The sequence below is a fragment of the Klebsiella sp. R390 genome, assembly GCF_051131745.1.
GTDB lineage: Bacteria > Pseudomonadota > Gammaproteobacteria > Enterobacterales > Enterobacteriaceae > Klebsiella.
Map to the genome: position 1 here is coordinate 36711 of NZ_CP180445.1, position 19632 is coordinate 56342.

Sequence of the window (19632 nt, forward strand, 5' to 3'; positions counted from 1 at the left end):
GCGTTTAATGCTTTAAAAATAAGCAATATAAATCATATGGTTATCATTGATTTCAGCAATGTAAAAATAACGTAAAAATACCTCAATAAATAAAACGTTGAATGCAGATTTAAAAAGCCATATATTGTGCGCGCTTTATGAATGGCGATTCATTTTCTTAAACCAATTATTCAACCAGAGCTCAACCGTAGCGCTGGTTGTGGGAGTGATATGATGACGGATAAAGTCCGTATTGATACTTTAAGTGCAGATTTATTGGACGCTAACAACGAAACCTTTTTGGCCCGTCAGGCTGAATTCGAATCGAACGTCAGGAGTTACCCACGTAAGCTGCCGCTGGCGATTGCGAAAGCGGAAGGTGTGTGGTTAACCGATGCGGATAACAAACAGTACCTGGATTGTCTTGCCGGTGCTGGGACCCTGGCCCTTGGCCATAACCACCCTGATGTGCTGCAAAGCATCCAAAGTGTCATTACCAGCGGCTTGCCGTTACATACTCTCGATCTGACCACCCCGTTAAAAGATCGCTTCTCCGAATACCTGCTCTCTTTGCTGCCTGGCGAAGGGAAAGAATACTGCCTGCAGTTCACCGGTCCGTCCGGCGCTGACGCCGTGGAAGCGGCCCTGAAGCTGGCGAAAAAATACACCGGTCGTTCTTCCGTTATCAGCTTCTCCGGCGGCTATCACGGGATGACCCACGGTGCACTGTCGGTGACCGGCAACCTGTCACCGAAAGAAGCCGTCAACGGTATGATGCCGGAAGTGCAGTTTATGCCGTATCCGCACCAGTACCGCTGCCCGCTGGGTATCGGCGGTGAGGCCGGTGTGAAAGCACTGACCTACTACTTCGAAAACCTGATCAACGACGTGGAAAGCGGCGTGCGTAAACCGGCGGCCGTAATTCTTGAAGCCGTTCAGGGTGAAGGCGGCGTGAACCCGGCTCCGGTCGAGTGGCTGCAGCGCATCCGTAAAGTGACTCAGGAACACGGCATTCTGCTGATCATCGACGAAGTTCAGGCTGGCTTTGCCCGTACCGGTAAACTGTTTGCCTTCGAACACGCCGGCATCGAGCCGGATATCATCGTGATGTCAAAAGCCGTCGGCGGTGGTCTGCCGCTGGCCGTTCTCGGTATCAAGAAACAGTTTGATGCCTGGGAACCCGGTCATCACACCGGTACCTTCCGCGGCAACCAGCTGGCGATGGCTACCGGCCTGACCACCCTGCGTCACCTGAAAGATAACAACATTGCTGGCAAAGTTGCGGCACAGGGCGAGTGGCTGAAAGGCAAACTGGCCGAGTTGCAGAAACGCTACCCGGTGATGGGCCACATTCGCGGTCTGGGCCTGATGATCGGTATCGAGATCGTTAACCCGAACGAAGCACAGGATCACATGGGTTGCTACCCGGCTGACGGCGCGCTGTCTGCCCTGCTGCAGAAGAAATGCTTCGAAGCGGGCCTGATCCTTGAACGTGGTGGTCGCGGTGGCTGCGTACTGCGCCTGCTGCCGTCCCTGCTGATCAGCGACGCTGAACTCGGGATTTTCCTCGACAAATTTGAACAGGCCATGCTGGCCGCCGGTGTAAAACCGGTCTGATGGAGCGAGTGACCGCAATGTCCAAATTGAATCCGATCCTTGCCGGTTCGCCGCAAAGTATTGAGGCCTACCAGCAGGTGATCGCCCAGACCAGCCAGGCCGTGGCGCAATGGCTGCAGCAGCCTGAGATGTACCAAGGGAAAAGCGTTGCCGAACTGCGCGAACGCATTACCCTTGAGTTCACCGAGCAGGGTCTGGGTAACCAGGCGGCGATTGAACGTGCGATCGAGTACTTCCTGAAAGACAGCCTGTCGGTACACCACCCGCAGTGCGTGGCGCACCTGCATTGCCCAAGCCTGGTGGTGAGCCAGGCGGCGGAAGTGCTGATCAACGCCACCAACCAGAGCATGGACTCCTGGGATCAAAGCCCGTCGGCCACCATCATCGAGATGAAGCTGATCGAATGGCTGCGTGCCCGGGTGGGTTACCAGCCAGGCGATGCCGGTGTCTTCACCAGCGGCGGCACCCAGAGCAACCTGATGGGCCTGATGCTGGCGCGCGATGCGTTCTTTGCACGTCAGGGCCACTCGATCCAGCAGGATGGTCTGCCGGGCGATATTCGTCAGTACAAAGTGCTGTGTTCTGAAAACGCCCACTTCTCGGTGCAGAAGAACATGGCGCTGATGGGCCTCGGCTACCGTTCCGTCACGCTGGTCAAAACTGACCGCTTTGCACGCATGGACGTCGAAGACCTGAAAGCGAAAATTGCCGAGGCGCAGGCCAACGGTGAGCAGATCATGGCTATCGTGGCAACGGCCGGTACCACCGACGCCGGTGCTATCGACCCGCTGCGCACCATTGCCGGCATTGCGGCAGAGCACCAGATCTGGCTGCACGTCGATGCGGCATGGGGCGGCGCGCTGCTGCTGTCCGAGCAGTATCGCGATTACCTGGACGGTATTGAGTGCGTGGATTCCATTACCCTGGACTTCCACAAGCAGTTCTTCCAGACCATTAGCTGCGGCGCGTTCCTGTTAAAAGATCCGCGTCACTACGAGCTGATGCGCTACCAGGCGGCCTATCTGAACTCCGAGTTCGACGAAGAGCACGGCGTGCCGAATCTGGTCTCCAAATCGCTGCAGACCACCCGCCGCTTCGATGCCCTGAAGCTGTGGATGGGCCTGGAAGCGCTGGGTCAGAAACAGTACGCGGAAATCATCGATCATGGTGTCACCATGGCGAAGCGCGTTGCGGAGTACGTCACGGCACAGCCTACGCTGGAGCTGGTGATGGAACCGCAGCTGGCAAGCGTGCTGTTCCGTTCACGTCCGCAGCAGATGGCCGGCAGCGATGCCGCCGCCATTGCCCTGCTGAACCAACGTGTCGGCGACGCGCTGCTTGATTCCGGCCGGGCCAACGTCGGCGTGACCGAGCACAACGGCGTGACCTGTCTGAAGCTGACGCTGCTGAACCCGATTGTCACTCTGGATGACGTGAAGGTTCTGCTGGATCTGGTTGAGCGCACCGCACAGGAGCTGCTGGCGAAATAAGGCATCACCGAATGCCTGGCATTCGGGCCTGTTGTCGCAGCAGCGTACAAAAAGCCGATAACGGTGGTTATCGGCTTTTTTATGTCTGATTTATGCCTGATACAAAACGTGACGCCGTCACATCTTTTCAGCTTCTGGCCTCCTGCAACAACTGCTGGATAACCTGCTCCTGGCGGGCGTAATCCCCCTCGCCAAACGCGGTGTAGCGCAGTTGACCATGGGCATCAAACAGATAGTGGGCCGGCCAGTACTGATTGCCGAAGGCATTCCAGATGGCATAGCCGTTGTCCGCCACCACCGGATAGGTAATCTGCCATTGCGCGACCGCCTGGCGCAGCGCCGGCAGCGAACGTTCCCATGGGTATTCCGGCGTATGCACTCCGACCACCACCAGGCCCTCGGCGCGATATTTGTTGGCCCACTCGCCCACGTGCGGCAGCGTGTGCTGACAGTTAATACAGTCCCGGGTCCAGAAGTCGATCAGCACCACCTTCCCTTTGAGGTCTTCCGGGCGCAGCGGCGGACTGTTGATCCACCCGCTTCCTCCGGCCAGCGACGGTAACGCGCTGGAAGGCGGCGGCGTGACGGGTTGCAATACCGCCGCCGGCTGGACCGTCGGCAGACCGGTACTCAGCCGCTGCTCCAGCGCCTGAGTCAGACCGCTGGCCCCTTGCAGATAGCGATCTGCCCCGCTGGCAATCAACGTCACCGAACCGAGGATCGCCACTCCCGCCACCTGGCGCAGCCGCTGGCTGAACGCCAGTCCGCGCTGCAGACGCGCCACCAGTTGCGAACCAAACCATCCCAGTAACGCCAGCATCAGCGCACAGCCGCTGCCGTAAGCCGCCAGCAGGACCCCGGTGGTGACCGAACTACCGCTGAGAAAACCCACGCTGAGGATCGCCCCCAGCACCGGACCGGCGCAGGGCGCCCACAGCAGACCGATGGCCAGCCCTGCCAGCAGGGCCGAGGCGCCCCCCGTCTGGCGGTAGCTGCGATCGTTAATCCGATTACCCAACGCCACTAGCGGCGCGCTCAGGCGCTGGGCGATGCCGGTCGACAGCAAACTCAGGCCGACCAGCGCCAGAAACAGCAACGCCAGCCAACGACCCACTACGGTCAGGGTCACCACCCAGCTGCTGGTAACGGTCACCAGCAGCGACACGCCGGTAAACATCAGCACCATACCGCCGAGGGTCAGCAGGAGATGCCAGCGTTTACCGCGCAGGCTGGCAAAAATAAGCGGAATAACCGGTAAGGTACAGGGACTCAGCAGCGTCAGCATGCCGCCGAAAAAAGCGATTAGCACAGACATCATCTTCACCTCATCATCAACGCGTGGCCGGAAGTGGCTACGGGCCCATTACAGCAGGCGGATGTCGTGGCAATGTGTCTGAAATGGTGGAGTTTTGTCAGCTCAGGTATCGCTTTCTACGGGAGATACAGAAGGATACAAAGCGGCGGCGTCGAGGCGCAGGCTGACCGCGAGTCCGCCCTGCTCACGGTTGCGCAGTTTGAGGGTTCCCTGCATCTGGTTCGCCAGATGCGCGGCAATCGCCAGCCCTAACCCGGTACCGCCGGTATCGCGGTTGCGCGAGTTTTCCAGACGATAAAACGGCTGCAGGACCGCATCGAGATATACCTCCGGGATCCCCGGACCGTTATCACACACCGCAATAATGGCGTCGCCGTTGTCGCCATAGTTCAGGGTGATAGCGACAGATTCGCCGAACTTTAATCCATTATCGATTAGGTTAGTCATGATCCGCCGCAGCGCCTGCGGCGCAACCTGCACCGGGGCATCGCCGGCGGCGGGCGTAAAGGTCACCGGTCTGCCGACGTCGGCATAGTCCAACGCAATGCTGTCAAGAAACGCATTCAGGCTCAGGTTCTGGCGCTTCTCCTCCAGCGGCTGCGCCGAACGGGCAAAGGCGATACCTTCCCTGACCAGGCGGCTCATATTATCGAGATCCTGTAGCAGCTTATCGCGCAGCTCCGGCGCGTCGGCCATCTCGACCCGCAGCTTCATGCGGGTAATCGGAGTCTGCAGGTCGTGAGAGATGGCCGCGAGGATCCGCGCCCGCTCCTGAAGATGGTCGTGGATCCGCGTCTGCATCGCATTAAACGCCCGGGCGGCGTGTTGCACCTCCAGCGGCCCCTGCTCCGCCATTACTCCCGGAGTCGTGTCCGCCGGTTCAAGCGCATCAATCGCCTTGGTAAAACGGGTCATCGGGCTGACCACCTGACGCACGGCATACCACGCGCAGGCCAGCAGCAGCGCAAACTGAGCGAACAGTACCGCCGGGAGCCAGCGGGCAATGGCCGGTAAGCGCGGCCACAGGTCGATGCTCAACGGGGCGCCGTCGTGGAGGATGACGTGCGCCTGAATATGCTCCCGCGGGCCTGGCAAGGCCACAATACTGAGCGGATAGTGCCCGCTGAGCGCCTCCTGCAGCGAGCGCACCGCATCGCGGGAACGCCAACTGGTAGGGTATTCTCCGCTCGAACCGGCGGAGAGCTGATACCGGTAGTTACCCCGTGCCAGCCGCGCCAGCCAGTGCGGGCGCTCAGCGGCGGGAAGTCGGTCGAGGATCGCCACGCTGGTGGCAACATCGTATTCGAGGTTGCCCAGCATCACGCTGCGGGCGCTGCTCATCCGCTCATACAGCAGTAGCGACAGCGTCAGGGCATTGGTCAGGATCAGGGCGAGAAAAATCATCACCATCAGCCGGGCACGCAGCGAGGCGGGCCACAGTTTCATTCCCGCGCCTCACGGATGGCCACCGGCACCGACAGCACATAGCCTTCGCTGCGGACGGTTTTAATATAGGCCGGTTCGCGGGCATCCTCGCGCAGCCGCTGCCGCAAGCGGCTGACCAGCAAATCGATCGAGCGCTCAAACAGTTCTGCATCACGTCCCTGGGTCAGATTCAGCAATTGATCGCGGTTAAGCACCCGCTGCGGATGGTCGAGAAAAACCCGCAGCAGGCGATACTCCGCCCCGCTGAGGGCCACAATAGTGCCGTCATGATCCAGCAAATGACGTGCCGAAGTATCCAGCTGCCAGTCGCCGAAGGCGATCAGCCTGCCCGCTTCGGTAATTTGCAGATTGGGCGGCAGCGCGCGGGTTCGCCGCAGGATGGCTTTAATGCGCGCCAGCAGTTCACGGGCGACAAAGGGTTTAACCAGATAGTCATCGGCGCCCATCTCCAGCCCCAGAATACGATCGCTGTCGTCGGCCCGAGCGGTCAGCATCAGCACCGGAATATTGTGCTGACCGTCGTTGCGCAACTGGCGGCAGAGGGTCAGGCCGTCGTCGCCAGGCAGCATAATATCCAGCACGATCAGATCGACATGCTGGCTGTGCAACACCGACCACATTGCCTTGCCGCTGGCGGCTCCGGTGGCGCGATAGCCTGACTTTTGCAAATAGTCGCTGAGCAGTTCGCGAATATCGCGGTCGTCATCGACAACTAAAATGTGGTCAATATGTTCCAATGCCGGCTCCATTCAGAATGAGTACAACTCAAAAAGAATATGCGTTGTTGCCGGAAGCGCAACCCCACGCTCCCGGCGCAGGGGCTACAGCCGGTCGGCATCAATCACCGCTTGCGCAAACTCCTGCGGATCTTCCTGAGGCGGGTTGTGGCCGATGTTGCCGGTTAAGGTACGGTGCTGATATTTTCCGGTAAATTTCGCCCGATAGCTTTCCGGTTTCGGATGCGGCGCGCCGTTGTTGTCACCCTCAAGGGTGATGGTCGGCACGCTAATCGGCGGCAGCTGCGCCAGCTTTTGCTCATAGGCTGCATAGCGCGGTTCGCTTTTATCAATCCCCAACCGCCAGCGATAGTTACTCACCGTCACCGCGACATGGTCCGGGTTATCCAGCGCTTTGGCGCTGCGGTCGAAGTCGGCGTTGCTGAATGTCCAGCCCGGCGAGGCCTGATGCCAGATCAGCTGCGCAAAATCATGGGTGTTCTGACGATAGCCCGCTTCACCACGCGCGGTGGCGAAATAAAACTGATACCACCATGACAACTCCGCCTGTGGCGGCAGCGGTTTTTCACCCACCTGCTGACTGCTAATCAGATACCCGCTCACCGAAACCAGCGATTTCACCCGTTCCGGCCACAGCGCCGCCACGATGTCCGCCGTCCGCGCGCCCCAGTCAAACCCGGCGAAATCGGCCTGTTTAATCTGCAGGGCATCCATCAGGTGGACAATATCTTCCGCCAGGGCCGAAGGCTGGCCGTTACGCGGGGTGCTGGCGGAGAGAAACTGCGTGCTGCCATAGCCGCGCAGGTAAGGCACGATCACGCGAAAACCTTTTTGGGCTAACGCTGGCGCCACCTTCTCGTAGCTATGAATATCGTACGGCCAGCCGTGCAGCAGGATAACCGGTTGACCATCGCGTGGGCCGATATCGACATAGCCGACGTTCAGGTCACCGGCCTTAATGTGTTGAATATGATTGAAGGCATCGGCATCTTCCGCCGCACATACGCCCGCCGACCACAGTGCCGATACCGCCAGCATCAGCGCGCTACCTTTACGGAACAGAGATATTGTGTTCATTAGCAACCCCACCTGTTAACGGAGAAATAAGAGAGTACGCCAACAGTTAAGCAGGGTTTTGTATATGGCATATGGTGGAACAGCTGGGTTTTTGTATCACTGTGTAGAGCGCGGCACGCCAGATACAATGTGGTACAAAGCAGTACCGAATGGCTGCAGAAGAGCGCCCGGCCAGAAGCTGGCCGGGCGTTGGCCGGTTATTGCGCGTCGGCGCTGTCCACCTGCGGAACCTGAGGATCGGTCCCGGCAGCAACGTCCGGGGCATTGGCCGGATCAAAGATGTGGTCGAGGATAGCGCGCGCCGTCGGCCCTGCTACCACGCCATCGCCGCCGCCGTTCTCCAGAATCAGCGCCATCGCTACCTTCGGATGCTGATACGGCGCAAACAAGGTGTAGAAGATGTGGTCGCGCAGGCGCACCGGGATCATCTTAGCGTTGTAGGTTTGATTCTCTTTCAGGCTAAAGACCTGCGAGGTCCCGGATTTCGCTGCAATCTGATACGGCGCGGTATGGAACAGTTTATAGCCGGTGCCGTTCGGCAGGTTCGCCATCCCGTACATCCCGTTGCGCACGATGCCCCAGTACGGCGATTTCGGGTCGCCCACCTGCGGGGTATTCTCCGGCGGCTGATAGCGCTCGACTTTATTGCCCTGCTTCATTGAATACAGCAGATGGGGATTTTTCACCTTCCCGTTGTTGATAAGCGTGGTCAGCGCTTTCACCATCTGGATCGGCGTGGCGATCCAGTACCCCTGGCCGATCCCCACCGAAATGGTGTCCCCTTGATACCACGGCTTCTTGTGGACCCGCTGCTTCCATTCGCGGCTCGGCAGCACGCCGGCATACTCTTCGTTCAAATCGATGCCGGTGGACTGGCCGTAACCAAACTTGCTCAACCAGCTATGGATCCGGTCGATACCCATTTCAAAGGCCACCTGATAGAAGAAGGTGTCGGCGGACTCTTCGATCGCTTTGGTCACATTCAACATCCCGTGGCCGCTTTTCAGCCAGTCACGGTAGCGGCGTTGGGTGCCGGGTAGCGTCCAGGTTGGCGCACCAAAGAAGCTGGTGTTGGGCGTAATCACACCGGCGGAGAGCGCCGAGAGCGCCATATAAGGTTTTACCGTGGACGCCGGGGGATACAGCCCCTGGGTAACGCGGTTGATCAACGGACGATCCTGGTTATCGAGCAGCGAACGATAGGCTTTATAACCAATGCCTTTAACAAACGGATTCGGGTCATAGCTTGGGCTGGAGACCATCGCCAGCACGCCACCATCGCGCGGGTCGACGGCAACCACCGCCGCGCGTTGGCCTTTCAGCACCCCTTCAATGTACTGCTGCAAATGCAAATCCAGCGTCAGATAGATATTCTTTCCGGCTACCGGCGGCACCTCTTTGAGCAGGCGCACGACGCGTCCGTGGTTATCCACCTCCACTTCCTGATAGCCGGTGGTGCCGTGCAGCTGCTGCTCGTAATAGCCTTCAATGCCCTGCTTGCCGATATTGTGGTCCGCGGCATAGTTCTCCGCCTCGCCGTTTTTCGCCAGCCGTTGCAGGTCGCTATCGTTGATTTTTGAGACATAGCCCACCACGTGGGCCAGCTGCGCGCCATAGGGGTAATCGCGTTGCTGGTAGTTCTCTACCGTAACGCCGGGAAAATGAAACTCGTTCACCGCAAAACGGGCCACTTCCACGTCGCTCAGATCCGACTTCAGGGTCACCGGTTTGTAGCGGCTGTTGTGGTGCATGTCGTCACGGAAGCTGGCGATATCGTCCGGGGTTAAATCGACGATCGGCGTTAAGGCGTTCAGCAACGCAGTCATATCCGGGATTTTGCTGGGGATCACCTCTAAACGATACAGGGTGATGTTCTGTACCAACGGGATACCGTTACGGTCGAAAATAAGCCCGCGGCTCGGCGCGATAGGCACCATTTTGATGTCATTCTGGTTCGATCGGGTCTGATAAAAGTCATGCTGCTCAACCTGCAGGTGATAGAGGTTAAAAATCAGCACGCCAAAACAGACCACAACCAGTAGAAATGCGACCACGGCTCGACGAATAAACAGCATCTCTTCTGCTGAGTGATCGCGTATTTCATCTCTCAATTGGCTCATTAACGGCAATTCACTTGAGTTTCAATGGAAGGCTAAAAAAAGAAAAAGCGCAGCAGGATAGCCTTATCAAGGCGTTAGCCCTACTGAAAGGTTGCTAATGAATTAGGAGAAATGTTTCAGCATGTTAAGCTGAAAGGATAATGGTGCGAATTTACAGGTGACACTGTCACGTAAGAACCTCTGCCTGATGCAGGCAGAGGCCTCGGGGATTACTGGCGATTCAGCCAGGCGCGCCAGCCGCCAAAGTCGGTAATATCGGTGGCGCCCTGCAGACCATAAGCCTCACAGATAAACCCGCTCAGCCAGCGGCCATCCGCCAGCTCTACCTTCCCCAGCCCCAATGGCGCGGGGATGGCAGCCAGCAGCGAACCCATTTCCGCAGAGGGTAGATCCCAGACTTCCACGGCGATCGCCGCGCCCTGGTTGTTATCCCGGACCATGCCCGGACGTTTGCCGTCAGCCAGGGCGTACAGCCGGTAATGGGCGGCGCTTTGCGTCGCCGTCAGCAGACGTCCACCCCGCTCCCGCAGCTGGCCGTTCAGCGCCAGCCCGTCAAGATGGGCGCCGCACACCACCAGAGAGAGACGATCGTGACTGGCCTGGGTGACCGGCAACGCAGCGGCAACCCGGTTACCGCCAACCAGCGGCAGCGGCTGGATCCGCTGGAACGCATCCGCCAGCCCGAGCAGGTATTGATCGGTAAAGACCCGGCCAAACAGGGTTACGCCGGAGGGCAGACCGTTGTCCATAAAGCCGACCGGCACGTTGACCGCCGCGTAATCCAGCAGGTTCATAAAGTTGGTGTAGTAACCGAGGTCGGCATTGCGCGTCACCGGTTCGGCTTCCAGCTCCGCCAGGGTGACCGGGCGGGGATAGGTCGGCGTGAGCACGCAGTCCAGCCCCTCCAGCAGCGCATCGCACTGTGCCTTATAGCCCTGCAGCTGGTACATCGCTTTGAAGGTCGCCACCGCATCGGTCTGCGGCGCTTTTGCCAGCACGTCGCGGATCACCGGCAGGACCGCCTCCGGCTGCTGTTCAATCAACGGCCCCACCACCGCATAGCGTTCCGCTACCCACGGCCCCTCATACAACAGGCGGGCGGCATCGAGGAACGGCGTCATATCGAGACTGACCGGCACCCCGCCAAGCGCCATCAACCGTGCTTTGGCCTGCATAAACAGCGCCTCGCTCTGCGGACAGCCGAGGAAGTTCAGCGTCTGCGGAACCCCGAAGTGAAAACGGGCCGGCGGGGTACCAAACGCCTGACGGCCGTTCCACTGCGGGTTACGACGGCTGTAGGCATCCCGCGGATCATATTGCGCGGTCAGCGCCAGCAGCTGGCTGGCTTCTTCTGCGGTAGCGGTCAGGAAGGTGGTACAGTCCAGCGTCCGGCAGGCCGGGAGGACTCCGGCGGTGGATATCAGCCCTTTACTGGCCTTCAGGCCAACCAGATTATTCAGCGAAGCCGGTACGCGTCCGCTGCCTGCGGTATCGGTGCCGAGAGCAAAACTGGCGACGCCCAGCGCCACCGCCAGCGCCGACCCGGAGCTTGAACCGCCGGACGGATAGTCCGCATGATAGGCATTGCGACAGCGTCCGTACGGCGAGCGGGTGCCGTTGAGGCCGGTGGCGAACTGATCGAGGTTGGTTTTGCCGACCGGGATCGCGCCGAGGGCAATAAGCTGCGCCACGATGGTGGCATCCTGGGTCGCGGTGCGCGACCACGCAGGACAGGCGGCGGTGGTGGCGATCCCGGCCAGATCGATATTATCTTTGATGGCGAACGGCACGCCGTACAGCGGCAGAGTGTGCGGGGCAACGCCGTCGAGTGCCGTCAGCCACGGCTCCTGTTCCTCGGCCGTCAGAATATGGATAAACAGCTGATATTCCGGGTTCAGCGCCTGCGCCCGCTGGCGCAGATCGGCCAGCAGCTCGCGCGGCGTAAAATCTCCGTGTTGATACGCCTGCGCCAGACTCGTCAGGCGTAAATCAAAGGTCTGCTGGCTCATGCTTTTTCCTCCAGAATTACCGCTACGCGTTGCCCGGCGCGAACCGACGCCCCGGGTTGAACATTAACCTGCTGGATCACGCCATCGCACGGCGCCAACAGCGGGATCTCCATTTTCATCGACTCAAGGACCAGCAGCACGTCGCCAGCACGAACCCGGCTGCCCGCCACGGTCTGCACCTGCCACAGGTTGCCGGAAATGGGGCTTTCCACCCCCTGCTGTCCCCCTTCAAGCGGGGTGTCCTCGCCCTCTTCGCTCAGCGCTTCCTGGCTGTCGAAATGCGCCTGTCCGCTGGCGATCCAACGATCGCGCTCCTCGTTAAAAGCGCGCTGCTGATGTTCACGAAATGCGTCAATGCTCGCCGCCTCACGCGCGAGGAACTGCTGGTACTCCGCCAGACGCAACGTACTGTGTTCGATGCGCAGCGGATAGCGCCCCAGAGGGAAGTCGCGACGGATCTGCAGCAGTTCATCGGCGGACACCGGGTAAAAACGCAACTGATCGAAGAAGCGCAGCAGCCATGGCTTGCCGGCAAAATCGGCAACGTCATGATAGCGATTCCACATCTGCAGCGTGCGGCCGACAAACTGGTAGCCGCCGGGGCCTTCCATACCGTAGACGCACAAATAGGCCCCGCCGATACCGACCGAGTTTTCCGCGGTCCAGGTGCGCGCCGGGTTGTATTTGGTGGTTACCAGGCGGTGACGCGGGTCGAGCGGCGTCGCTACCGGCGCGCCAAGATAGACATCCCCCAGCCCCATCACCAGATAGCTGGCGTCGAATACCGTCTGCCACACCGCCGTTTCGTCCGGCAGGTCGTTAATCCGGCGGATAAATTCGAGGTTGCTCGGACACCACGGCGCATCCCGACGCACGGTGGTCATGTACTTGTCGATGGCCTTGCGGCAGGCCGGGTCATCCCATGACAGTGGCAGATGCACCACTCGCGTCGGCACCTGTAAATCGTCGCTGACGCATACCGTGGCCCACTCGCTCGCTACCCACGCCAGCAACGTGTCGAGGGTCAGGGTTTCCGGCTGGAAGTGAACCTGCAACGAACGGATGCCAGGCGTCAGGTCGATCACCCCAGGGCGGGACTGTCCTTCCAGCGCCTGCATCAGGGCGTGAATGCGAAAACGCAGCACCAGATCCAGTTCCGGTTCCCCCGCCTCCAGCAGCAGGTGAGTATCGCCGGACAGTCGCGCCACCAGGCGTTTATCCGCCTCGCCGCAGTTCATCACAATCGGCGAACTCAGGGGCGCGGGTTGCCAGGCAACGCTGGCGGCCTCGAGGGTTGCCAGCTCTGAGCGGTAGCCCGCCGCCAGCTGACGAGCGGTAGGCAGATCGACCGCCACAAAGCGGACTTTATCGCCGGCTTTCAGTTGCCCAAGCTGCCACAGGTCGGCTTCAATGACCGTCACCGGGCAGACAAACCCGCCGAGGCTCGGCCCGTCGGGCCCGAGGATCACCGGCATGTCGCCGGTGAAATCCACCGCGCCGACGGCATAGGGGTTATCGTGAATATTCGATGGATGCAGCCCCGCTTCGCCGCCGCTGTCGCGCGCCCATAACGGTTTAGGGCCAATCAGTCGTACCCCGGTGCGGCTGGAGTTAAAATGCACCTCCCAGTCAGTGGCAAAAAAGGTGTCGATATAGTCCGCGGCAAAAAACTCCGGCGCGCCGTGTGGGCCATAAATGACCCGCAGCGTGCGGGTCTCTGCGAGAGGCGCCGCCAGCGCCGCAGGCAGCGTGGCGTCCGGCACCGTCTGGGTATCTGGCGCGAGATGTAACACGTCCCCGCTGCGTAGCGCGCGTCCGGCATGGCCGCCGAACTGCCCCAGCGTAAAGGTGCTTTTGCTACCGAGATACTCGGGAACCTGGATCCCGCCGCGCAGGCAGAGATAGCTGCGCACGCCGGCGTCGGCCACGGCCCCGATTTTCAATGTTGCGCCGGCGGGGATGGTAAAGACCTGATTCATCACCTGGGCAATGCCGTCCAGCGTCACCGCTATCTCTGCCCCGCTAACTACCGCCTGGGTCTGGCAGTTAAATTTCAGCGTCGGCCCGTTAAGGGTGATCTCCAGCGCCGCCTCGCCTTGTGGGTTGCCCAGCAGGCGGTTGCCCAGACGCAGCGCCCGGTCGTCCATCGGCCCGGATGGCGGGACGCCAACCGCCCAGTAGCCCAGGCGGCCGGGATAATCCTGCACGCTGGTTTGCGTTCCGGCACCGAGGACCTCGACGGTCGTGGCCCGGTAGCGCAGCTGATCCAGACAACGTGTCCAGGGTTTACCGTCGGCAAATGGCGCGAACGCCAGAATTTGCTGCAGGTACAGCCGGTTGGTTTCGACGCCATACAGTCGGGTCGCCGCCAGCGCCTGCGCCAGTTCAGCTATTGCCGTGTCGCGGTCATCCGCGTAAGCGATCACTTTTGCCAGCATCGGGTCAAAGAAGGCCGGGACTTCGCAGCCAGCTTCCACCCAACGGTCAATACGCAGGGTCTTGCCATCCGCCGGCGGAAACGCTACTTCGGTCAGCAGCCCCGGCGACGGCTGGAACTGGCGGCCCGGATCTTCGGCGTACACTCGCGCCTGAATCGCGTGGCCGCGCGGTTTCAGCCCATCCAGCAACGTGGACAGCGGCGGTAAATCACCCGCGGCCAGGGCAATCATCCAGCCCACCAGGTCGACGCCCCAGACCTGCTCGGTGACGCCGTGCTCCACCTGCAGACGGGTGTTTACTTCGAGAAAATAGAAGCGCTGCGCCGCGCTGTCGTAGACAAACTCCACCGTCCCGGCGCTGCGATAGCTCACGGCTTTACCGAGGGCAACCGCAGCATCACAGAGAGCCTGCGCCATGCCTGCCGGTAAGCCGGGCGCCGGGGTTTCTTCGATCACTTTCTGATTACGCCGCTGGATCGAACAGTCGCGCACCCCGATGGCGATCACCTCGCCGCGACCGTCGCCGAAGATCTGCACTTCCAGATGGCGGGCGCGTTCAATGTATTTTTCAACGAATACGCCGGCATCGCTAAAGTTGTTCTTGCCGAGACGCTGCACGGTTTCAAAGGCTTCCGCCAGTTCGGCTGCGTCATAGCACACCCGCATCCCGATACCGCCGCCACCGGCGGTGCTTTTCAGCATCACCGGATAGCCGATAGTTTGTGCCGCGCGGCACGCTTCGCCGCTGTCGGCCAGCAGGCCAGTACCTTCCAGCATCGGTACGCCCTGTGCTTTAGCCAGCGCTCTGGCGGTATGTTTCAGGCCAAAGGTTCGCAACTGCTCCGGGGTCGGACCGACAAACACCAGCCCGGCGGCTTCGCAGGCTTCAGCAAACGCGGCATTTTCCGACAAAAAACCGTAGCCGGGATGAATCGCCTCGGCCCCGCTGTTAAGTGCGGCGGCAATGATCTTGTCGGTCACCAGATAGGTTTGCGCCGCCGGGCCATCGCCGAGGCTAATGGCCTCATCGGCTTCGCGAATGTGCAGACTGCTCAGGTCCGCATCAGAATAGACCGCCACGCCTTTCACCTGCATGGTGCGTAAGGTCCGCAGAATTCGACAGGCAATGGCGCCACGGTTAGCAATCAGTAAGGTCTTGAACATACACGGGACTCACATCGTGGCGGGTCGTCCCGCAGCAAAAGAATCAGCCTCCCCAGGGTCGTCCCCGGGGCGCGTAAGGGTTCAGGGCTTACGCGTGGGTGTCGTTGTCAGACGTTCGGCGCGGACGGCAAACAGGCGGTAGGCCAGCAGGCGCCAGCGTTGCCAGCGGTTCAGTTCCATACCAGCACCTCTGCCGGCGTTGGGTTCCAGCCGTTGCACGGGTTATTGAGCTGCGGACAGTTGGAGATCAGCACGATAATGTTGCATTCGGCGCGCAGTTCAACGTACTTCCCGGCCCCGGAGATCCCGTCTTCGAAGGTCAGGCCGCCCGCTTCGGTCACCGGGACGTTCATAAAGAAGTTGATGTTGGCGGCGATATCGCGCTTATGCAGCCGGCCATCATGCAGACAGGCGCACAGGAAGTTGTCCCGGCAGCTGTGCATGTAACGCTTGTCCAGGGCATAGCGCACGGTGTTGCTCTCCTGGGCGCAGGCGCCGCCGAGGGTGTCGTGACGCCCGCAGGTATCGGCCACGATGGTCAGTAACGGGTGGCCGAGATTGGAGTACAGCACGCTGCCGGTTGTCAGGTAGACGTTACCCTGACGGCGCAACGTGCGCTGCGCATCGTACCGTTCGCGCGGGTTATCGGCATGGTAAAACAGGGTATCGACGGCCTGATTGCCTTCAAGGTCGAGCAGGCGCAGGGTCTGGCCCTGTTTGATTTCAAACATCCAGGGTTCGCCCGCCGGGATCTCGTGGCGATAGACGGCATCAGCCGGGTTACGGGTACTGGTGACAAGGTTCATCGCAGACTCCTTAAAGGGCAAACAGCTGGGTGTTGGTAAAGGCGCGCTGGTTCTCATCGCGGGTAAACAGCGACTCCACCGTGGCCTGCTCGTCGTCGGCCTGGTACCAGCTCAACTGGACCGGGCGTGGCGCGTAGTCGGTGGCGGGATCCAGCGGATGCGGCATCGCGGTCATCACCATCAGCACGTCCATCGGAGCAAACAGTTCCACGTAGCTCCCCGGCGCGGAGTGCGCGGTGCAAAACGCGAAACGCCCCTCGCTATCGACGGTCACTTTGCTGAAGAAGTTGACCACCATCAGCAGGTCCTCGAGGCCGAGATCCCATTTGCCCATTTCAACCAGCAGGTTGTCGGTCCCATTGCGATGAAACGCGTTGCGCAGCTCCTGGTAGCGGCCGGTGCCATATTTTTCCGCCGTCTCCTCGGCATTGAGCACGCCGCCAAAGGGGTCGTGCCAGCCGCAGCTGTCGGCGACGATACCGGCCAGCACCCTTCCCATATCGGAGTAGAAACAGTGCCCGCGTGTCAGGCGCGCGGTGTGTTGTCCTTTGAGGGTATCCGGCAGGTTCAGTCGTTCGCTCTTTTCATGCGGGTTGAGCATCATCATGCTGACATTCGCGCCGCCGTCGAGGTCGGTGAGCCGCAGGATCTGTCCACGACGCAGAATAAACGAGGTCTGCCCCCCGCCCGGCAGGCGTTCTTCGCGCAGGCTCGGTGAAGTGTGTAAAAGCGTGGTCATCAGGCTATCTCCTTAAGGTGTAGACGTTGTCATGGGTGCCGGTACCGAGCATTTGCGACATTCGGGTCTCGTTGAGCGGAATATCGTAGGTAATGCGCGCGCCGTAGGCGTTAGGGGCCTGCGGGTCGTGGCGTACTTTGTCGAAAACCAGCAGTCGGGTGCCGAGGTTGAACCCTTCGGCCAGGTCGTGGGTGACCATAAAGACCGTCATCCGCGTCTCGCTCCACAACTGGAGCAACAGGCCGTGCATATCTTTGCGAATGCCGGGGTCGAGCGCGCCGAACGGTTCGTCGAGCAACAGTACCCGCGGCTGCATCACGAACGCCTGGGCGATCGCCAGCCGCTGCTGCATCCCACCGGAAAGCTGCGCCGGGTAGCGATCCAGCGCATGAGAAAGGCCGACTTTCTCCAGCATCTGCGCCGCCAGTTCGCGGGCCGCGCGTTTGCGGGCGCCAAACAGACGACCAAAGCAGGGGGCGGCCGGCAGCTCCAGACCGACCGCAACGTTATCCAGCACGTTGAGGTGTGGAAAAACGGAATAGCGCTGAAACACCACGCCGCGGCTGCGGTCCGGCTCGGCGGCAAGCGGCTGGCCGTCAAGGGTAATCAGCCCCCGTGTCGGCGTCTCCTGGCCCAAGAGCAGGCGTAAGAACGTCGATTTACCGCAGCCGGAGGCCCCGACCATCGAGCAAAACTCCCCTTCTTTCACCGTTAAATTGATGCGTTCCAGCACCACGTGGTCGCCGTATTCCTGCCAGATATTTTTGATGGTGATAAAACTCATGCCCGGCCTCCTTCGGCCCACGGGAAGCAGACTTTGTGCAGCTGGCGCAGCGCCAGATCCATCAGCCAGGCCAGCAGGGTTATCCAGATGACGTAGGGGATAATCACGTCCATCGCCATGTAGCGGCGGACCAGAAAAATGCGGTACCCCAGCCCGGCGGTGGCGGAAATGGCCTCCGCTGAAATCAGGAACAGCCAGGCCGAGCCGAGCAGCAGGCGCAGCGAAGTGATTAAGCGCGAGAGCAGCTGCGGCAACACCACCCGCAGCACCACCGTCCAGCTGTTGGCGCCGAGGGTCTGCGCCTTGATAAACAGCTCCGCCGGAATTTCCCGCGCCCGTTGCTCAAGGTCACGGGCCAGCATCGGGGTAATGCCGATCACAATCAGCATCACCTTTGACAGCTCGTCGAGGCCAAAGACAATAAACAGCACCGGCAGGATCGCCAGCGGCGGCACCATCGACACCACGGTCATCAGCGGTGACAGTGCGGCGCGATAGACCGGAAACACCCCGGCGACGATACCGATGCTCAGGCCAATCAGCGCCGACACCGCCAGCCCGATCAGCAGGCGGGTCAGGCTAATCAGGGTGTCGGCCCACAGCAGGTATTCGCCGCTGCGTTTGTCCGGCATAAACGCCATCCGTTCGACCGCGGAGGCCATCTGCGATAGCCCCGGCAGCAGTTTGTCCTGGGGGTTTGCCTCAAGACGGATGGCAGAACCAAAACACCAGGCGGCAATCAGTAACACAAAGGGCAATAGCATCAGCATCAGCCGCATGCCCTGCTGTGGATGGCGGTTAATTTGTCGCATGGCGATCACTCCCGTGGTCAAGGATCAGAGCTGGCCTGCGGCGGCCATTTTCAGGTAGCTGTCGTCAAAGCGCAGGCGGATGTTGCCGCTGTCGCCGACGGTGACGTTGCCCGGGAAGCCCATGCCGATGAAGTCAGCGCTTTGCGCGCCCTCGCCGAGCAGCCCTTTATCAAAGGAGAACTGCGCCACGCGCTGCATGGTTTTTGCCAGCTCCGGGTCGCTGATAAAGGTCAACGTCTCTGCCGGGGTCCAGAACAGATGGGTCGTTTTCAGCTGCGCCTGGTAACCGGCAAGATCGGTTCCGGAATCTGCCGCCATCGCGTTCAGCGCAGGCTTATCGCCGGCGTGCATTTTGCTCATCATTTCAAACCAGGCGCCGGTCAAGGCTTTACCCAGCGCCGGGTTATCTTTCAGGGTTTGGGTATTGACCACCATCATGTCGATAAGCTCGCCAGGCACCTGTGCGGAGCTAAAGACTTCCGTGGTTTGTGGGGTCTTTTTGATGGCCGACAGTTGCGGGTTCCATGCCACGGTAGCGCGCACACTGTTGGTACCGAAGGCCGAGACAATATCGGCGTCGGAGGTGTTCACCACTTTGACATCTTTTTCCTGCAGACCCGCCTTCTCAAGGCCGCGAACCAGCAGATAGTGCGATACCGACAGTTCCGGGAGATACACCTGCATCCCTTTCAGATCGCCGAGCTTTTTATCGACGCCTTTCAGCACGATGCCGTCATTACCGTCGGAATAGCTGCCGGTGATCAGCGCGGTAGTGTCGACGCCCCCCGCCGCAGGAATGGTCAACGCATCCATGTTGGTCATGGTGCAGCCATCAAACTGGCCGGCGGTATATTGGTTAATCGACTCGATGTAGTCGTTGAGCTGAACGATATTGATTTTGATGCCGTACTTTGTGGCCCATTTATCAATGATTTTTTCGTTATTGATGGCGCCCCAGGGCATCCAGCCGGCATAGATAGTCCAGCAGACGTTGAACTCTTTTTTGACGGCGGCAAAGGAAGGAGAACTGGCCAGCAGCGCCAGCGATAACACGAAACTACGGATGACGCGGGATCTCTTCATGATGAACCTCTGGTTG

The 19632-nt window shown here is 60.2% G+C and carries 14 protein-coding genes; 2 read left to right on the forward strand and 12 right to left on the reverse strand.

From position 1 onward, the window contains the following. Window positions 1–210: 210 nt before the first annotated feature. Both ACMYSP_RS00160 and ACMYSP_RS00165 read left to right on the forward strand, forming a co-directional pair. Window positions 211–1596, forward strand: coding sequence for a diaminobutyrate--2-oxoglutarate transaminase (locus tag ACMYSP_RS00160; protein WP_434584829.1), 1386 nt, complete (start codon window positions 211–213; stop codon window positions 1594–1596). Window positions 1597–1604: 8 nt separating this feature from the next. Then, window positions 1605–3086: a pyridoxal phosphate-dependent decarboxylase family protein gene (locus tag ACMYSP_RS00165; RefSeq protein WP_434584831.1), complete on the forward strand. Its 1482-nt coding sequence runs from the start codon at window positions 1605–1607 to the stop codon at window positions 3084–3086. A 127-nt stretch (window positions 3087–3213) separates the two neighbouring features. Here ACMYSP_RS00165 and ACMYSP_RS00170 read toward each other — a convergent pair whose 3' ends face one another. From ACMYSP_RS00170 to ACMYSP_RS00225, 12 genes are all read right to left on the reverse strand, one after another. Continuing rightward, window positions 3214–4401, reverse strand: a complete 1188-nt coding sequence (locus ACMYSP_RS00170; protein WP_434586980.1) for a cytochrome c biogenesis protein/redoxin — start codon at window positions 4399–4401, stop codon at window positions 3214–3216. Between the two features lie 102 nt (window positions 4402–4503). Continuing rightward, window positions 4504–5847 (reverse strand): HAMP domain-containing sensor histidine kinase, encoded by a 1344-nt coding sequence (locus ACMYSP_RS00175; RefSeq protein WP_434584833.1) that lies wholly within the window; start codon window positions 5845–5847, stop codon window positions 4504–4506. After that, window positions 5844–6584 (reverse strand): response regulator, encoded by a 741-nt coding sequence (locus ACMYSP_RS00180; RefSeq protein ID WP_434584835.1) that lies wholly within the window; start codon window positions 6582–6584, stop codon window positions 5844–5846. The genes ACMYSP_RS00175 and ACMYSP_RS00180 overlap by 4 nt, the downstream gene beginning before the upstream one ends. A gap of 84 nt (window positions 6585–6668) precedes the next feature. Further along, entirely contained in the window at window positions 6669–7661 is a 993-nt protein-coding gene (locus ACMYSP_RS00185; RefSeq protein ID WP_434584836.1) for an alpha/beta fold hydrolase, read from the reverse strand. 197 nt (window positions 7662–7858) lie between these two features. Next, on the reverse strand, window positions 7859–9781 hold the full coding sequence (gene mrdA / locus ACMYSP_RS00190; RefSeq protein ID WP_434584838.1) for a penicillin-binding protein 2: 1923 nt from the start codon (window positions 9779–9781) through the stop codon (window positions 7859–7861). Window positions 9782–9990: 209 nt separating this feature from the next. After that, a complete protein-coding gene (gene atzF / locus ACMYSP_RS00195) occupies window positions 9991–11790 on the reverse strand; it encodes an allophanate hydrolase (protein ID WP_434584839.1) in 1800 nt (599 codons plus the stop codon). Further along, window positions 11787–15392: an urea carboxylase gene (gene uca, locus ACMYSP_RS00200; protein ID WP_434584840.1), complete on the reverse strand. Its 3606-nt coding sequence runs from the start codon at window positions 15390–15392 to the stop codon at window positions 11787–11789. The genes atzF and uca overlap by 4 nt, the downstream gene beginning before the upstream one ends. Window positions 15393–15562: 170 nt before the next feature. Beyond that, complete coding sequence (locus ACMYSP_RS00205) at window positions 15563–16198, reverse strand: urea amidolyase associated protein UAAP2 (protein WP_434584841.1); 636 nt, start codon at window positions 16196–16198, stop codon at window positions 15563–15565. 10 nt (window positions 16199–16208) lie between these two features. After that, window positions 16209–16937, reverse strand: a complete 729-nt coding sequence (locus tag ACMYSP_RS00210) for an urea amidolyase associated protein UAAP1 (RefSeq protein ID WP_434584842.1) — start codon at window positions 16935–16937, stop codon at window positions 16209–16211. A gap of 4 nt (window positions 16938–16941) precedes the next feature. Next, a complete protein-coding gene (locus ACMYSP_RS00215) occupies window positions 16942–17721 on the reverse strand; it encodes an ABC transporter ATP-binding protein (RefSeq protein WP_434584843.1) in 780 nt (259 codons plus the stop codon). Beyond that, on the reverse strand, window positions 17718–18533 hold the full coding sequence (locus tag ACMYSP_RS00220; RefSeq protein WP_434584844.1) for an ABC transporter permease: 816 nt from the start codon (window positions 18531–18533) through the stop codon (window positions 17718–17720). Before ACMYSP_RS00220 ends, ACMYSP_RS00215 begins: the two co-directional genes overlap by 4 nt. A gap of 24 nt (window positions 18534–18557) precedes the next feature. Next, window positions 18558–19616 (reverse strand): putative urea ABC transporter substrate-binding protein, encoded by a 1059-nt coding sequence (locus ACMYSP_RS00225; protein ID WP_434584846.1) that lies wholly within the window; start codon window positions 19614–19616, stop codon window positions 18558–18560. Between the last annotated feature and the right edge of the window lie 16 nt (window positions 19617–19632).

What these genes read in the sequence shown, in the direction of transcription:
- ACMYSP_RS00160 (WP_434584829.1), top strand. Translation starts at nt 211, where the DNA reads ATGATGACGGATAAAGTCCGTATTGATACTTTAAGTGCAGATTTATTG.
- ACMYSP_RS00170 (WP_434586980.1), bottom strand. Translation starts at nt 4,401, where the DNA reads ATGTCTGTGCTAATCGCTTTTTTCGGCGGCATGCTGACGCTGCTGAGT.
- ACMYSP_RS00175 (WP_434584833.1), bottom strand. Translation starts at nt 5,847, where the DNA reads ATGAAACTGTGGCCCGCCTCGCTGCGTGCCCGGCTGATGGTGATGATT.
- ACMYSP_RS00185 (WP_434584836.1), bottom strand. Translation starts at nt 7,661, where the DNA reads ATGAACACAATATCTCTGTTCCGTAAAGGTAGCGCGCTGATGCTGGCG.
- mrdA (WP_434584838.1), bottom strand. Translation starts at nt 9,781, where the DNA reads ATGAGCCAATTGAGAGATGAAATACGCGATCACTCAGCAGAAGAGATG.
- atzF (WP_434584839.1), bottom strand. Translation starts at nt 11,790, where the DNA reads ATGAGCCAGCAGACCTTTGATTTACGCCTGACGAGTCTGGCGCAGGCG.
- uca (WP_434584840.1), bottom strand. Translation starts at nt 15,392, where the DNA reads ATGTTCAAGACCTTACTGATTGCTAACCGTGGCGCCATTGCCTGTCGA.
- ACMYSP_RS00205 (WP_434584841.1), bottom strand. Translation starts at nt 16,198, where the DNA reads ATGAACCTTGTCACCAGTACCCGTAACCCGGCTGATGCCGTCTATCGC.
- ACMYSP_RS00210 (WP_434584842.1), bottom strand. Translation starts at nt 16,937, where the DNA reads ATGACCACGCTTTTACACACTTCACCGAGCCTGCGCGAAGAACGCCTG.
- ACMYSP_RS00215 (WP_434584843.1), bottom strand. Translation starts at nt 17,721, where the DNA reads ATGAGTTTTATCACCATCAAAAATATCTGGCAGGAATACGGCGACCAC.
- ACMYSP_RS00220 (WP_434584844.1), bottom strand. Translation starts at nt 18,533, where the DNA reads ATGCGACAAATTAACCGCCATCCACAGCAGGGCATGCGGCTGATGCTG.
- ACMYSP_RS00225 (WP_434584846.1), bottom strand. Translation starts at nt 19,616, where the DNA reads ATGAAGAGATCCCGCGTCATCCGTAGTTTCGTGTTATCGCTGGCGCTG.